This is a genomic window from Gordonia sp. JH63, assembly GCF_009856645.1.
GTDB lineage: Bacteria > Actinomycetota > Actinomycetes > Mycobacteriales > Mycobacteriaceae > Gordonia > Gordonia hongkongensis.
In genome coordinates, this window is record NZ_CP047235.1 from 1,054,531 (window position 1) to 1,069,136 (window position 14,606).

At 69.9% G+C, this 14,606-nt stretch carries 16 protein-coding genes; 12 read left to right on the plus strand and 4 right to left on the minus strand.

What is annotated here, in order from left to right; genetic code table 11:
* Positions 1-33 precede the first annotated feature (33 nt).
* The 6 genes from hemL to ccsB are packed head-to-tail and all read left to right on the plus strand — an operon-like array spanning position 34 to position 6,251.
* Positions 34-1,383, plus strand: coding sequence for a glutamate-1-semialdehyde 2,1-aminomutase (gene hemL / locus GR168_RS04780; RefSeq protein ID WP_159370162.1), 1,350 nt, complete (start codon positions 34-36; stop codon positions 1,381-1,383).
* A complete protein-coding gene (locus GR168_RS04785) occupies positions 1,383-2,009 on the plus strand; it encodes a histidine phosphatase family protein (protein WP_078113019.1) in 627 nt (208 codons plus the stop codon). Before hemL ends, GR168_RS04785 begins: the two co-directional genes overlap by 1 nt.
* 15 nt (positions 2,010-2,024) lie before the next feature.
* Positions 2,025-2,618: a TlpA disulfide reductase family protein gene (locus GR168_RS04790; RefSeq protein ID WP_159370163.1), complete on the plus strand. Its 594-nt coding sequence runs from the start codon at positions 2,025-2,027 to the stop codon at positions 2,616-2,618.
* Positions 2,618-3,445 carry a cytochrome c biogenesis CcdA family protein gene (locus GR168_RS04795; protein WP_159370164.1) on the plus strand — a complete coding sequence of 276 codons (828 nt, stop codon included), beginning with the start codon at positions 2,618-2,620 and terminating at the stop codon, positions 3,443-3,445. Before GR168_RS04790 ends, GR168_RS04795 begins: the two co-directional genes overlap by 1 nt.
* 8 nt (positions 3,446-3,453) lie before the next feature.
* Complete coding sequence (locus GR168_RS04800; RefSeq protein ID WP_159370165.1) at positions 3,454-5,211, plus strand: cytochrome c biogenesis protein ResB; 1,758 nt, start codon at positions 3,454-3,456, stop codon at positions 5,209-5,211.
* A 20-nt stretch (positions 5,212-5,231) separates the two neighbouring features.
* Positions 5,232-6,251, plus strand: coding sequence for a c-type cytochrome biogenesis protein CcsB (ccsB, locus tag GR168_RS04805; RefSeq protein ID WP_159370166.1), 1,020 nt, complete (start codon positions 5,232-5,234; stop codon positions 6,249-6,251).
* A 36-nt stretch (positions 6,252-6,287) separates the two neighbouring features.
* Here ccsB and GR168_RS04810 read toward each other — a convergent pair whose 3' ends face one another.
* From GR168_RS04810 to GR168_RS04820, 3 genes are all read right to left on the minus strand, one after another.
* On the minus strand, positions 6,288-6,764 hold the full coding sequence (locus GR168_RS04810; protein WP_058252664.1) for a helix-turn-helix transcriptional regulator: 477 nt from the start codon (positions 6,762-6,764) through the stop codon (positions 6,288-6,290).
* A 123-nt stretch (positions 6,765-6,887) separates the two neighbouring features.
* A complete protein-coding gene (locus GR168_RS04815; protein WP_058252665.1) occupies positions 6,888-7,106 on the minus strand; it encodes a hypothetical protein in 219 nt (72 codons plus the stop codon).
* A 136-nt stretch (positions 7,107-7,242) separates the two neighbouring features.
* Entirely contained in the window at positions 7,243-7,467 is a 225-nt protein-coding gene (locus GR168_RS04820) for a BldC family transcriptional regulator (RefSeq protein ID WP_058252666.1), read from the minus strand.
* 295 nt (positions 7,468-7,762) lie between these two features.
* On the opposite strand from GR168_RS04820, the gene GR168_RS23855 reads away from it, so the two are divergent.
* From GR168_RS23855 to GR168_RS04850, 6 genes are all read left to right on the plus strand, one after another.
* The gene (locus tag GR168_RS23855; protein WP_223258954.1) at positions 7,763-8,035 is read left to right on the plus strand and encodes a DUF4229 domain-containing protein; all 273 of its coding nucleotides are present in this window, start codon (positions 7,763-7,765) and stop codon (positions 8,033-8,035) included.
* Between the two features lie 12 nt (positions 8,036-8,047).
* Complete coding sequence (locus GR168_RS04830; protein ID WP_159370167.1) at positions 8,048-9,181, plus strand: PLP-dependent cysteine synthase family protein; 1,134 nt, start codon at positions 8,048-8,050, stop codon at positions 9,179-9,181.
* Between the two features lie 45 nt (positions 9,182-9,226).
* Positions 9,227-9,928, plus strand: coding sequence for an ABC transporter ATP-binding protein (locus GR168_RS04835; RefSeq protein ID WP_159371825.1), 702 nt, complete (start codon positions 9,227-9,229; stop codon positions 9,926-9,928).
* Complete coding sequence (locus GR168_RS04840; protein ID WP_159370168.1) at positions 9,928-12,492, plus strand: ABC transporter permease; 2,565 nt, start codon at positions 9,928-9,930, stop codon at positions 12,490-12,492. The genes GR168_RS04835 and GR168_RS04840 overlap by 1 nt, the downstream gene beginning before the upstream one ends.
* 92 nt (positions 12,493-12,584) lie before the next feature.
* On the plus strand, positions 12,585-12,866 hold the full coding sequence (locus tag GR168_RS04845) for a hypothetical protein (RefSeq protein ID WP_065629224.1): 282 nt from the start codon (positions 12,585-12,587) through the stop codon (positions 12,864-12,866).
* Complete coding sequence (locus tag GR168_RS04850) at positions 12,859-13,689, plus strand: Clp protease N-terminal domain-containing protein (protein WP_159370169.1); 831 nt, start codon at positions 12,859-12,861, stop codon at positions 13,687-13,689. The genes GR168_RS04845 and GR168_RS04850 overlap by 8 nt, the downstream gene beginning before the upstream one ends.
* A gap of 30 nt (positions 13,690-13,719) precedes the next feature.
* Here GR168_RS04850 and GR168_RS04855 read toward each other — a convergent pair whose 3' ends face one another.
* Positions 13,720-14,589, minus strand: a complete 870-nt coding sequence (locus GR168_RS04855; protein WP_159370170.1) for a 1,4-dihydroxy-2-naphthoate polyprenyltransferase — start codon at positions 14,587-14,589, stop codon at positions 13,720-13,722.
* Positions 14,590-14,606 lie beyond the last annotated feature (17 nt).

Sequence of the window (14,606 nt, forward strand, 5' to 3'; positions counted from 1 at the left end):
GGTCACCCGGTGCCGTTTGGAACACTGTAGGCCGTGACCCCTTCCGCTGCTGCCACGGCCGCTCCCGGCACGGCCGCCTCCGCCGCGCTGTTCACCCGCGCGACGCAGGCCATCCCGGGCGGCGTCAACTCCCCGGTGCGCGCGTTCTCCGCGGTCGGCGGGACCCCTCGCTTCATCGCCTCGGCGTCCGGATGCCGGCTGACCGACGCCGACGGCAACGACTACGTCGACCTCGTGAGCTCCTGGGGTCCGATGATCCTGGGGCACGCGCACCCGGCCGTCGTCGAGGCGGTGCGTGAGGCGGCCACCGGCGGCCTGTCGTTCGGCGCCCCGACCGAGGCCGAGATCGAACTCGCCGAGGAGATCATCGGCCGCGTCGACCCCGTCGAGCGTGTTCGGCTGGTGAACTCCGGCACCGAGGCGACGATGTCGGCGATCCGCCTGGCCCGCGGCTACACGGGCCGGTCCAAGATCATCAAGTTCGCCGGCTGCTACCACGGTCACGTCGACGCACTGCTGGCCGCGGCCGGCTCCGGCGTCGCCACGCTCGGCCTGCCGACGAGCCCCGGCGTCACCGGTGCGTCGGCGCACGACACCCTCGTGTTGCCCTACAACGACCTCACCGCCGTCGCCGAGGCCTTCGCCGAGTTCGGCGACGACATCGCCGCCGTCATCACCGAGGCGGCGGCCGGGAACATGGGCGCGGTCGCGCCGGTCGAGGGATTCAACGCCGGACTCCGCGACCTGACGCGCCGCCACGGCGCGCTGCTCATCATGGACGAGGTCATGACCGGGTTCCGGGTGAGCCCGAGTGGCTGGTACGGACTCGAGGGCGTGGCCGGCGACCTCTACACCTTCGGCAAGGTCATGAGCGGGGGACTGCCCGCGGCGGCGTTCGGTGGCCGTGCGGACGTCATGGAACGTCTCGCGCCGACCGGGCCGGTGTACCAGGCGGGCACGCTGTCGGGGAATCCTGTCGCCGTCGCCGCCGGCCTCGCGACCCTGCGCAACGCCGACGTCGAGGTCTACCGCACGCTCGACGCGAACGCCGACCGGCTCGCGACCCTGCTGCACGACTCACTCGACGCGGCGGGCGTGGCCCACCGCGTGCAGAAGGCGGGCAGCCTGCTGAGTGTGTTCTTCACTACCGACCCGGAGATCCCGATCTTCGACTACGACGGCGTCGCCGCCACCGAGACCTGGCGGTTTGCGCCGTTCTTCCACGCCCTGCTCGAGCGCGGCGTGTACGCGCCGCCGAGCGCCTACGAAGCCTGGTTTGTGTCCGCGGCGCTCGACGAGGATGCTTTCTCGCAGATCGCCGAAGCGCTGCCCGCCGCAGCGCAGGCGGCCGCGACCGCAGCCACCCCGGGGGACAACGCCTGATGCACACGATCGTCCACATGATGCGCCATGGAGAGGTCGACAACCCCGACGGCATCCTCTACGGCCGTCTCCCCGGCTTCCGCCTCTCCGGCGACGGCCAGGCGCAGGCCCGTAAGGTCGCCGACACCCTCGCCGACCACGACGTCAAGGCCGTGTTCGCCTCGCCGCTGCAGCGCGCGCAGGAGACCGCCACCCCGATCGCCGCCGCGCACGGCATCCCGATCCTCACCAACGACGACCTCATCGAGGCCGACAACGTCTTCGAGGGTCTCAAGGTCTCCGTCGGCGACGGTGCGCTGAGCAAGCCCCGGCACTGGCCCAAACTCCGCGACCCGTTCACCCCCTCCTGGGGCGAGCCCTACATCCAGCTCGCGCACCGCATGCTGGCCGCGGCGAACAAGGCCCGCGACGCCGCCCGCGGTCACGAAGCCGTCTGCGTCAGCCACCAGCTGCCCGTGTACACGTTGCGCCGGTTCCTCGAAGGTCAGCGCCTCTGGCACGACCCGCGTCGCCGCCAGTGCTCGCTGGCCTCGCTGACCAGCCTCATCTACGACGACGACGCCCTCGTCGACATCATCTACTCCGAGCCGGCCGGGTCCTCGGACCCACTGGCCACCGGTGCGTGAAGAAAGCCTGACGTAGTGCGCAAGTTCCTCCTGCCGACGATGTTGTCGGCCCTGATCCTGCTGGTCGCCGGATGCAGCACCGGCGACGACGCGGTCGCGCAGGGGAACACCTTCCAGTTCGTGTCACCGGGCGGGCAGACCGTCATCACCTACGCACCCGACGAGCGCAAGCCGATCGCCGAACTCGCCGGCGAGGACCTCGTCACCGAGCAGCCGCTGTCGCTGTCCGACGAGCGGTTCGCGGACAGGGTCGTCGTCGTCAACGTGTGGGGTTCGTGGTGCGGACCCTGCCGCGGTGAGGCCGACGACCTCGAGCGCGTCTACGAACGCAATCGCGCCGACGGAGTGGAATTCCTCGGCATCAACCTGCGCGACGACCGGGAGTCGGCCAAGGACTTCGTGCTCGACCGCAAGGTCGGGTTCCCGTCGATCTACGACTTCCCGGGGATGTCACTGGCCGCTCTGACCACGCCCACCTCGGTGGTGCCGACGACGATCGTCCTCGATCGGCAGCACCGGCCGGCGGCGGTGTTCCTCAAGGCGGTCTCCGACAACGAGCTCGACGAGGTCGTCAAGCGCGTCGCGGCCGAGCCGGCGGGGTCGATGTGATGGACCCGTTCACCCAGGACTCGACCACCCTGGTGCTCGCCTCCTCGATCGGCGACACGTTCGCCGACACCGTCTCCAGCGGACCGCTGCTGCTCGCCTTCGCCGCCTGCCTGCTCGCCGGGCTCGTGTCCTTCGCCTCCCCGTGCGTCGTGCCCCTCGTCCCGGGCTACCTGTCCTACCTCGCGGGTCTCGTCGGGGCCGAGGCGCCCGCGGTGAAGGTGGGGGAGAGCGCCAAGAGCGGCCGGTCGCGGGTCGCGCTGGCCGCCGGCCTGTTCGTCCTCGGCTTCACCGTCGTCTTCGTCGCCGCCACCGCCACCGTCCTCGGCGTGACCAGCACCTTCGTCTTGAATCGCGAACTGCTGCAACGCATCGGCGGGGTCGTGACCATCGCCATGGGCCTGGTGTTCATCGGCCTCATCCCGGCTCTGCAGCGCGAGGTCCGCTTCGAACCGCGGCGGGTCTCCAACATCGTCGGGGCGCCGCTGCTCGGAGCGGTCTTCGCGCTCGGCTGGACGCCGTGCCTCGGGCCGACCCTGGCCGCGGTGATCGCCACCGTCAGCGGGACCGAGGGGGCGACGGCGGCCAAGGGCGTGACCCTCATCGTCGCGTACTGCCTCGGCCTGGGCCTGCCGTTCGTGATCCTGGCCTTCTCCTCGGCCTGGGCCCTGCGCAGTCTCGGCTGGCTCCGCCGGAACGCCCGCACGATCCAGGTCATCGGGGGCGTCCTGCTGATCGGGGTCGGCGTCGCCCTCCTGACCGGCTGGTGGGACCAGTTCATCGTGTGGGTCCAGGTCCGCTTCGTCACCGACACCCAACTACCGATCTGAGTGTCCTGATGACCGATGTGACCGACCGCCCGCAGGTGGACACCCCCGAGCCGGCCCCGAAGCCCCACTGGGCCCGCCGCCGGGTGCTGTGGCCGCTGCGCAACCTGTGGCGTTCGCTGACCTCGATGCGGACCGCGCTGATCCTGCTGTTCCTGCTCGCCCTCGCCGCGATCCCCGGTGCCCTGCTCCCGCAGCGCGAGCTCAACGAGCAGAAGACCCTGGAGTACATCGCCGCACGTGGTCAGCTCGGCGTGTGGATGGACCGCCTGCAGCTCTTCGACGTCTTCTCCAGCGCCTGGTTCACCGCGATCTACGTCCTGCTGTTCATCTCCCTCGTCGGCTGCCTGACGCCGCGCATGGTCGAGCACTTCCACAGCCTGCGCGCGAAACCCGTTGCCGCACCGCGCAACCTGTCGCGCTTGCCGCGGCACGTGACCCACACCGTCGACGGGGATCCGGAGACGGTCGCCCGACGGATCGACGGCCGGTTGCGCGGGTGGCGTCGCGAGGTCGTGGTCCGCGAGCCGAGCAAGGCGTATCCGGACGGGTGCGTCGAGGTCTCGGCGGAGAAGGGCTACCTGCGCGAGTTCGGCAACCTGGTGTTCCACTTCGCGCTGCTGGCGCTGTTGGTGTCGATCGCGCTGGGCAAGATGTACGGCTACGAGGGCACCCGCAGCCTCGTCGCCGACGGCGAACAGGGACTGTGCAACACCTCGACCGCTGTCTACGACTCGTTCCGCGCCGGCAACCTGGTCGACGGCACCGACCTGTCGCCGTTCTGCTTCCGCGTCGACGACTTCTCGGCGACCTTCCTGCCCAGCGGTCAGCCCGACATGTACGACGCCACCATCCGGTACGCCGCGGGCAGTGACGGCAGTGTGGGCAACCTCGGCGATCCCGCCGGCTGGGACACCGCGTCGGTGCGCGTCAACGAACCGCTTCGCGTCGCGGGCGACCGGGTCTACGTCCTCGGCAACGGTTTCGCGCCGACGTTCACGGTGACCTTCCCCAACGGGGAGAAGCGCACGCAGACCACCCCGTTCGTGCCGGACGAGCTCCAGACGATGCTCTCGTCGGGCGCGGCACGCTTCGACACCCCGGCGGGTCTGTACCCCGACGCCGACGACCGCCGGAAGAACCAGATCGCGCTGGAGGGCCTGTTCGCGCCCACCGCGTCGTTCCACGGCTCGCTGCTGACGTCGTCGTCGCCGACACCCGACGACCCCTTCGTCGCGACCCGGATCTTCAAGGGCGACACCGGTCTGGACACCGGCAGACCGCAGAACGTCTACTCGCTCGACCAGGACCTCATCGAACAGGGCCGCCTCCAACGTCAGGCGCAGGTCAACCTCGCGGTCGGCCAGAGCCACACCCTCGCCGACGGCACGACGGTGACCTTCGACGGCTACGAGCGGTGGGTGTCCGTGCAGGTCTCGCACGACCCCGCCCAGATCTGGGTGCTGGTGAGCTCGATCGTCATGCTCGGCGGTCTGCTCGTGTCGCTGCTGATCCGCCGCCGGCGCATCTGGGCCCGCCTGGTACCGGTGCCGGCCGCGAGCGCTCGTGCCGACGGCGATGGCCAGGACACCGATGGCCCGGACACCGATGGCCCGGACACTGGGCAACGACGTACTGTAGTAGAAATCGCCGGGCTGGCGCGTACCGATCAGGCCGGTTGGGGTGAGGGCTTCGACGAGCAGGCGGCCGAGCTGGTGGCCGACGACGCCGACGGACCTGCCTCGCGGCGGACGACCCGGCGGCTCTAGCGGCCGGCGAAAGGAAGCACATGAACACCGACGCTCCGGCGATGCCGATCGACGAGACGCTCGCGCGGTACTCGGACCTGCTCTACGGCACGGCCATGACGGTCTACGTCGTCGCGGTCATCTTGTTCCTGGGCGCTCTCGCCGCGGTCCGCGGCCGACGCCTCGAGCAGAAGCAGCTGGTCAACGCCGGGGCGAACGGAACCGACACGCGGGTGCCCGGGCGGGTCGACGAGTCGTCGCGCCGGACCCTGGGCGAGAAGCTCGGCAACATGGCGCTGCCGGTCGTGATCGTCGGCCTCGCCGCGCACATCGGTTCGATCGTGCTCCGCGGCATCGCGACCGACCGTGCGCCCTGGGGCAACATGTACGAGTTCATCTCGATGACGTGTGCCGCGGGCGTGCTCGCCGCCCTGATCATCCTGCGCAAGCGCGAGCACCGGCCGCTGCTCTCGTTCGTGCTGTTGCCCGTCATCCTGCTGATGTTCATCGCCGGCCGCTGGCTCTACACCCAGGCCGCACCCGTCGTCCCGGCCCTGAAGTCCTACTGGCTGGCCGTGCACGTCTCGATCATCTCGGTGTCCTCGGGCATCCTGCTGGTGTCTGGTGTGGCGAGCATCCTCTACCTGGTCAAGATGCGCTGGGCTCCGACCTCGTCCGACGACTCCGCCGCGGCTGCGACCCGTCCGGGTCTGGGCGGCGCGGTCCGTCGGGTCGTCGAACATCTCCCGTCCGTCGAGCAGCTCGATCGTCTCGCCTACAAGTGCGTCGTGATCGGCTTCCCGCTGTTCGGCCTCGGGGTGATCTGCGGTGCCATCTGGGCCGAGGCGGCCTGGGGCCGGTTCTGGGGCTGGGACCCCAAGGAGACGGTGTCCTTCATCGCCTGGGTGATCTACGCGGCCTACCTGCACGCACGCGCGACGGCGGGCTGGCGCAGCAATGCCGCGGCCTGGATCAACGTCGCCGGATTCGTGGCGATGCTGTTCAACCTGTTCATCATCAACCTGGTCGTCTCGGGACTGCACTCCTACGCCGGCCTGTGAGGACCGTCCGGTCGCGATGCGTGCCGACGGAATCCGTCAGCCGGACGCCTCGCTCGGGGAGTTCTCCTCGGCCCGCTTGGCGATCGCCTGGGCCTTGACCAGTTTGAGCAGGTCGATGAGTGCGTCGATGGTGTCCGGGCACAGCGAACCCATGTCGATGCCGGACAGGTGGCTCCCGGTGACCTGGAGCATCTCGACGTAATTCTGTTGCTGCCGAACGCGTTCGAGGTCTTCGTCGGGGTTGGACAGGAAGTAGGTGACACTGACGTCGAAGGCGCGGGCGATGGCCTCGACGGTGCGGAACGACGGCGTGCGGGCCTTGCCGGTGCGTAGCTGGGAGATGTACGCGTCGGACAGCGAGTAGCCGAGACGGTTGGCCTTCTCGGCGATCTTCTTGCCGGTATATCGGATGCCGTTCTCGTCACGGCTGTGTTCGAAGAGGTATCCGATCTTCTCGGCGAAGCTCAGGTCGTCATCGGTCGACGCCCCTCGCGGAGATCGTCCCGGGTTCAACGGCGCCTTCTCTCGGTCCAGCCATCGGGGGGTCGATGGTGAAGAGGACAATACCCTACCCACGGGTATGTTCCGCAGAGACGTTCTGAACCTGGTCTCAGCTTTTCGGTGGCGCGTCACGCCTCAGATCTCGTCACCGTCGGTGCCGTTGGTGCCGCGGGTGCGATTGTCCAGGTCGCGCAGGAAATCAGGGTCGTCGTCGGGGCCGAGCGGGCCGCGGGGACGGGATCGGCGCGGGCCGGGCGAAGGGGTGTCGCCGGACTCGTCGGAGTGGGGTCCGAAGGCGCGCCACATGAGGAAACCGATGGCCAGCAGACCCAGAACGGCGAACAGATAGATCATGACAACCTCCCGACGACCAGCGTACGTGAGACGCCTGAGAGGTCAGGACGAAAGCCGACCTGACCCGCACATCTCCGCCGATCGGATGAGGTCCGGCCGGGCGTCGGGTCGTCGGGAGAACGACAGTGCCGCCGGGTCAGTGGGCGCGGCGGTTGAGCAAGGCGACGACGTCCTCCTCGCGGAAGCGTCGGTGGCCGCCCGGGGTGCGGATCGAGCCGAGGATGCCGGAGCTCGCCCAGCGGGCGACCGTCTTGGGATTCACGTTGAACATCGCGGCGACCTGGCCGGGTGTCAACGTGTGCTGACTGGCCAGTCCCGGGGTGATGTAGGTCGTGGGCGGTGCGGTCTCGATGCTGGTCATGATTCCCCCTGTGCGTGTTGGAGTGCTCGGTCGGTGCGCCGAGATGGCGAAGCGGCTCTGCACGGTGGTGGACGAGTTCCTTATGAATACACGCAAATCGCCCAGGTACTCGAACCGTCAGTGGGAGGTAAAGAGCATGCAAAGGCCCGCGACCTGCGGGAGCGCCGAGACCGCCCAGTACGCTGAGGGGGTGAGTGAAACGCCCGACCCCACCCCCGGCAAGAAGGCCACGCCCGACGCGGCCACCCGCGAGACCACGGCCGGCGACGCCACGCCGCAGGCGGGTGGACGCCCGATGACCCTCGCGTTCGCCCTGTTCGCATACACGTTCGCGCGTCTGCTGCTCGTCACCGCGGTCGTGGTGATCATCATGGTCGGCGGCAACCTGGTGGGCGTCGAGGTGCCATTCCTCGTGGCGGCGGTGTTCGGGGTGCTGATCGCACTCCCGCTCGGCATGGTCCTGTTCAAGACCCTGCGTCTGAAGGTCAACAGCGAGATCGCGGCACTGGAGGCCGGTCGCCGTTCCAAGCACGACGACCTGCAGGCTCGGCTCCGCGGCGAGAAGTGAGTTCGACGACCCGTGGAACCCACGCGAGTCGTCGACCGTCGCGCTGATCGGGCCTGGACCCAGAACGCCGTCCGCCTCATCGAGGCCGACGGCCGGCGCAGTGCCGACACCCATCTCCTCCGCGTCGCGCTGCCCGCATGGTCGCGCTGGACCGTCGCCGACGGCGACACGATCCGCGACGTCGGCGTGGACCTCTATGTCAAGGACGAGTCGACCCATCCGACGGGTTCGCTGAAGCACCGGCTCGCGCGTTCGCTGTTCCTCTATGCGCTGTGCAACGGGTGGGTCGTCGAGGGCACGCCGGTGATCGAGGCGTCGTCGGGGTCGACGGCGGTCAGCGAGGCCTACTTCGCCGAACTGATCGGGGTCCCGTTCATCGCGGTGATGACGCGGAGCACCTCGCCCGCGAAGACGGCACTCATCGAACGCCACGGCGGGCGGTGCCATTTCGTCGACCACCCCGGCGAGGTCTATGCCGAGGCGCTGCGTCTCGAGGCCGAACTCGGCGGCCACTTCATCGACCAGTTCACGATGGCCGAGCGTGCGACCGACTGGCGCGGCAACAACAACATCGCCGAGTCGATCTTCGCCCAACTGGCCGAGGAAGAGCATCCGATCCCCACCTGGATCGTCGTGGGGGCGGGTACCGGTGGTACGTCGGCGACTCTCGGACGGTATGTGCGCTACCGGCGCCACGACACCTGGCTGGCCGTGGTCGACCCGGAGAACTCGGTGTTCCTGCCGGCCTACGCGTCGTCGGACGGCACGCTGACCGCCCAGACCGGCTCGCGCATCGAGGGCATCGGCCGGCCGCGGGTCGAGCCGTCGTTCATCTCGCAGGTCATCGACCGCATGATCGGGGTGCCCGATGCGGCGTCGATCGCGACCGCGCGGCGCGTGAGCGACCTCCTGGGCCGCCGCGTCGGCGGATCCACCGGCACCAACATGTGGGGGGCCTTCTCGCTCGTCGCCGAGATGGTCGCCGCGCGCACGCCCGGCAGTATCGTCACCCTGCTGTGTGACTCCGGGGATCGGTACGCGACGACCTACTTCGACGACGACTGGCTCGCCGCCGGTTCGTTCGACCTCGGCCCCGCCGAGACGGTGCTCGACCAGTTCCTCGCCACCGGCCGCTGGACCGCCTGAGACCCGGGCCGGCCGCCGCGGGTGGGTTACGATCCGGGAGTGTCGATGGAACCCGGGCGGACGCCCGGCACCGGAAGTGCCCTGGTGGAAGCGGTCGATCTGGTGCGTGAGTACCAGATGGGCGAGGAACGGGTTCGCGCCCTCGACGGTCTGAACCTGTCCATCGACGGCGGTCAGTTCGTCTCGGTGGTCGGCCCGTCGGGAGCGGGCAAGAGCACCCTGCTGCACGTACTCGGAGCTCTCGACACCCCGACGTCGGGCCGGATCAGCATCGACGGCGTCGACCTCGGGGCGCTCGACGACACCGCCGCCTCCGAGTTCCGGCGCAACCGCGTCGGGTTCATCTTCCAGTTCTTCAACCTCGTGCCGACGATGTCGGCGTGGGAGAACGTCGCGCTGCCGCGACTGCTCGACAACCAGTCGCTCCGCAAGGCGAAACCCCGTGCCGTGGAACTGCTTGCGCGGGTCGGACTCGGCGATCGAATCGACCATCGGCCCTCGGAGCTGTCCGGCGGCCAGATGCAGCGGGTCGCGATCGCCCGCTCGCTCATCATGGATCCGACGATCCTGCTCGCCGACGAACCGACCGGCAACCTGGACTCCAAGACGGGTGAGGCGGTACTCGAACTGCTCTCCGAGGTCGCCCACGACACCCCCGACCGGCTGGTGGTGATGGTGACCCACGACCCGAAGGCCGCCGCGGTCGCCGACACCACCATCACGGTCCGCGACGGGAAGATCGCCTAGTGGCGGGACGGGGTTCTCGGGCCGCCGCCCTAGCCGCCGGTCTCACCCGCATCCGCCTGCTGAACCTGCGCGAGATCCGTACCCACCGGCTGCGCCTGCTCACCTCGCTGGTGGTGGTGGTCGTGTCGTCGGCGTTGCTGATCGCGGTGCTCGGCACCTACGGGTCGGCGTCGGAATCGGTGCGGGACTTCAACAATGCGGTGTCGGGGGTCGCCGACATCGAGGTCGCCGGCATCACCGACACCGGCGTCGACGAGTCGCTGGCCGGCGAGATCCGTCGCGACGTCGATGCGGCGGCGGCCGTCGTGCCGATGATCCGCGGGTCGGTCGTCGTCGACGGTTCGGCCGTGCCGCTGCTCGGCTCCGATCAGCGCGTCACCCAGCTCTCGGGCAGTCTGCGCGGCGCCCTGCGACAGGGGCAGGCCGGGACCGGTCCGGGCACCGTCGACCTGGACCGACTGCGCACCGGCGTGTTCGTCGGCCCGGGACTCGGGCTCGACCGCGGAGACCGATTGACCGTCAACGGGATCGAGGTCGAGGTCCTCGAGGTCGCGGACAACGAACAGGCCGCCGGTCTCAACAACGGCCGTTTTCTCTTCGCCTACGTCGACCTCGCGCAGCGACTCGTCGGACTCGAGGGCCGGCTCGACTCGATCCTCATCGTGACCGAGCCCGACGCCGATGTGTCCGCCGTGCGCTCGCAGGTGCAGGGCATCGTGGACGGCCGTGCGGTGGTGGTCGATCCGGACTTCCGCGCCAAGCAGGCCGAGGTCGCGAGTTCGGTGACCCGCGATGCGACCCTGCTGGTCTCGCTCGTGTCGCTGGTGATCGCCGCCTTCCTGGTGTTCAACACGATGAACATGGCGGTGGCGTCGCGGCGGAGGTCGCTGGCGATGATCCGGGCGTTGGGGGCCAAGCGGTCTCACCTCGTCGGGGACATGCTCGGCGAGGCCGCGCTGATGGGTCTCGTCGGCGGCGTACTCGGTATCCCCCTCGGAATCCTGGCCGGGCGGGCGGTGATCAGCAGCCTGCCCGAACCCCCGGCCGATTCCGTCGGCACCGTCATCAACTACCACCTGCCCGGATACGCGCCCGCGGCGGCGGTGATCGCCTGCGTGGTCGCGTGTGTCGCGGCGACGACGCTGGCCGCGCGGGCGGTGTTCGCGGTCTCGCCGGTGGAGGCGATGGCTCCGGTCGAGGTGTCGGACTCCGCCGCGCGGCGTGGTCCCGCGGTGGTGATCGCCGCGGTGCTCGGGGTCGCCGGCCTGATCGCGTCGTGGGTGGTCGTGGCAACCGTGCCGGGCCGCCCGGCCATCGTGGCCGGCGTCTTCTATCTGGTCGGCGCGCTGCTGCTGTGCTTCGCGCTGTCGAAACCGCTGGCCTGGGCGGTGGTTCGGGTGGCGCGCTGGTTCGGTGGCCCCGGACAGCTCGCCTCGGTGAACAGCGAGCGCGCCCCGCGGCGCGCGTGGGCGACGCTGATGACGGTCGCGGTGGCCATCGCGGTCGGCATGGGGACGTCGGGAGCGCTGGACAACCTCGTCTCGTCGATGTCGAAATCGCTCGACGGACTGGGGGATCCGGACTTCTACGTGTCGTCGACGTCGGCCGCGAGCCTGCCCCTGGGTCCGATCCTGCCGCCCTCGGTGGCCGAACGCGTTGCGGCGGTTCCCGGGGTCACCGAGGTCGTCGGTGGTCAGTGGGCCGCGGTCAACATCGGCGAGAGCAAGGCGAATGTGCAAGGGCTCGAGCCGGGTTCGCGCGCACCGTTCATGCGCAAGGCGTCGCCGGAAGCGGTGGCGAGCGTCCTCGCCGGCGACGGCATCCTGATGTCGAACGTCTTGGCCCGCGCATTGGGCGTGGGCACGGGCGACACGGTGGAACTCGCGACCCCCAACGGTCCGCGGCAGACGGTCGTGCGCGACACCGTCGACTATGTCTCCCTCGACTCCGGTGTGGCGGCCATGTCGCAGGAGTTGCTGGGGGAGTGGTTCGATCGCGACGGCGACACCTACCTGCAGGTGATCACCTCGCCCGATGCCGACCCGGAGCAGGTCCGCCGGGACCTCGAGGCGCTCGTCGACGGCGTCCCGACGACGGGCAACAAGCCCATCAGTGTCTACAGCGGTGCCGAGGCCCTCGCGGCCACCCAGGCCACTGTCGAGCAGGCGGGCGCGTTCGCGGTCGCCATCCAGTGGATCGTCGCCGGTGCGGCCGCGATCGCACTGCTCAACACGCTGCTGCTGTCGGTCCTCGAACGACGACGCGAACTGGGCGTCCTGCGGGCGATGGGGGCCTCCCGCCGGTTCGTCTCGCGGACGGTGCTCGCCGAGGCGGGAGCGGTCGCCCTGGTCGGGTCGGTCCTCGGCGTCGTCCTCGGTGCCGCCATGCATCTGCTCAGCAACCAGATCCTGACCATCACGACGTCCCTGACGGTGCTGTACTCGCCACGGCCGTCGGCCCTGCTTTTCGTGACCATCGCCGTGGCCCTCTGCCTGATCGGTGCCTTCGTCCCCGCGGTCCGGGCCGGGCGGATGAACATCAGCGAGTCGATCCAGAACGAGTAGTCCCGTCGCGGGGGCGCGGTCGGGCGAGATGCGCCATGCCCGGCTCGTCAACTATTCTTGACACGAGCGGGATGTCAACATAACCTGACATCATGCACGACGACCACAGCACCGACACCGCACCCGACGCACCGAGCGCCGAGCTGGCCGGAGACGCCGCGAGCGGCGATCCGGCGAGGGGCTTGGCCGCGGTACGCGCCCTGCGCACCCTGGCCGACCGACTCGAGGACGTGCAGGTGGCCAACGCCCGTGCCCACGGGTGGAGCTGGCAGGCGATCGCAGAAGTGCTGCAGATCAGCCGACAGGCCGTGCATCAGAAGCACTCACAACGTGAGGCCCGCGCGAGTGGGCCAGAAGGAGACACAGATGTTTGAGCGAATCAGTCGCGATGACAAGATGCTGCTGGCTTTCGCCACGCAGGAGGCCGGCGACCTGGGTCACCGGCAACTCGGCAACGACCACCTGATCCTGGGCATGCTCTGCAACGCCCGCAGCCCGTTGTTCGCGCTGCTGGCCGACCAGGGGCTAGCGCTGACGTCGGCCCGGGAGGTGGTTCGGAAGTATCACGACGAGCACGCGGAACGGTCCGACGCCGCGGAGACCGCCGACGACGAGTCGGCTCGCGAACGCTATGAGGAGGATCGAGAAGCCCTGCGCGGCATCGGGATCGACCTCGACAAGGTCCGGGACGCGGTGCGCGGGCGCTTCGGTGAGGACCTGTCCGACGGCTGGGGCGAGCGTGCCCAGCGCGGCCCTCGAGGACGTGGTCACGGGCGTCGGGGGCACCGGCACCATGGTCGCGGTCGCGGACCCCGGCCGGATTGCGGCCCACAGGGTCTCGGGCCAGAGGGTTTCGGGCCGGGTGGTTTGGGGCCGGAGGGTTTCGGGCCGGGAAGTTTCGGACCGGGCGGACCGTTCGGCGGCGAGGGGCCCTGGGAGCCGGGGCGCGGCCGGCGCGGACCGCGGGGCCGGGGCGCCCGTCCGCGTTTCGCGGACGACACCCGGACGGTGTTCGGCCGGGCCATGGAGATCGCGCGGGAACGGGGTGACCGCCGCCTCCGCGCGGAGTACCTGTTGCTGGGGATCATCGACACCGCCGACGACGCGTCGCGGGCGTTGATCGAGTCCGCCACCACGGCCGACGAACTCCGCGCCGCGGTCGTGGCGAGCCTGCCCGACGTCGAGGCGCAGGTCTGATCGTCGGCGCAGGTCTGGCGTCGAGGTCCGTCAGGTGAGCGCGAGCGAGACCGCCGTGACGACCGCCCAGGCGAGCATCGCCTTGCCGGTCGTCCCGATCGACGGGATCAGTCCCGGTCCGGCCGCCCCGGTTCGGACCGGGGCGTAGGCCTGCCACAGCAGTGGGAACGTCACCAGTCCGAGCAGCGCCCAGGGGGTCGCGAACGCCAGGACCACGCTCATCGCGAGCGGAGTCAGGAGAAGCACGGCGAACAGGATCCGGGTCCGGGCGTCACCGAGGCGCACGGCGAGGGTGATCTTGCCGGATTCGGTGTCGCTGGGGATGTCTCGGAGGTTGTTGACGACCAGCACGCTGCTCGAGATCGCGCCGATCGCGATCGCGCCGGCCAGTCCGACCCAGTCGACGCGGCCGGCGGAGACGAACTGGGTGCCGAGGACGGCCACGAGCCCGAAGAAGGTGAACACCGCGACCTCGCCCCAGCCGGCGTAGCCGTATGGGCGCTTGCCGCCGGTGTAGAACCAGGCGCCGGCGATGCAGATCGCGCCGACCAGCACGAGCCACCACGCCGTCGCGATGGCGAGGACGAGCCCGCAGACCGCGCCGATCCCGAAGCACAGGAACGCGGCGGTCTTCACGGCCTTCGGCGAGGCGGCGCCCGACCCGACCAGGCGCATCGGACCGACCCGGTCGTCGTCGGTCCCCCGCACGCCGTCGGAGTAGTCGTTGGCGAAGTTCACGCCGATGATGAACGCGACGGCCACCGCCAGCGCGAGTACGGACTTCCACCACGTGACGTCGCCGGAGTGCGCCGCCGCGCCGACACCGACCACGACCGGCGCGATCGCGTTGGGGAGCGTGCGCGGACGAGCGCCCTGGATCCACTGCGAGGGGGTAGCCACGGGGTTCATCGTGTCAC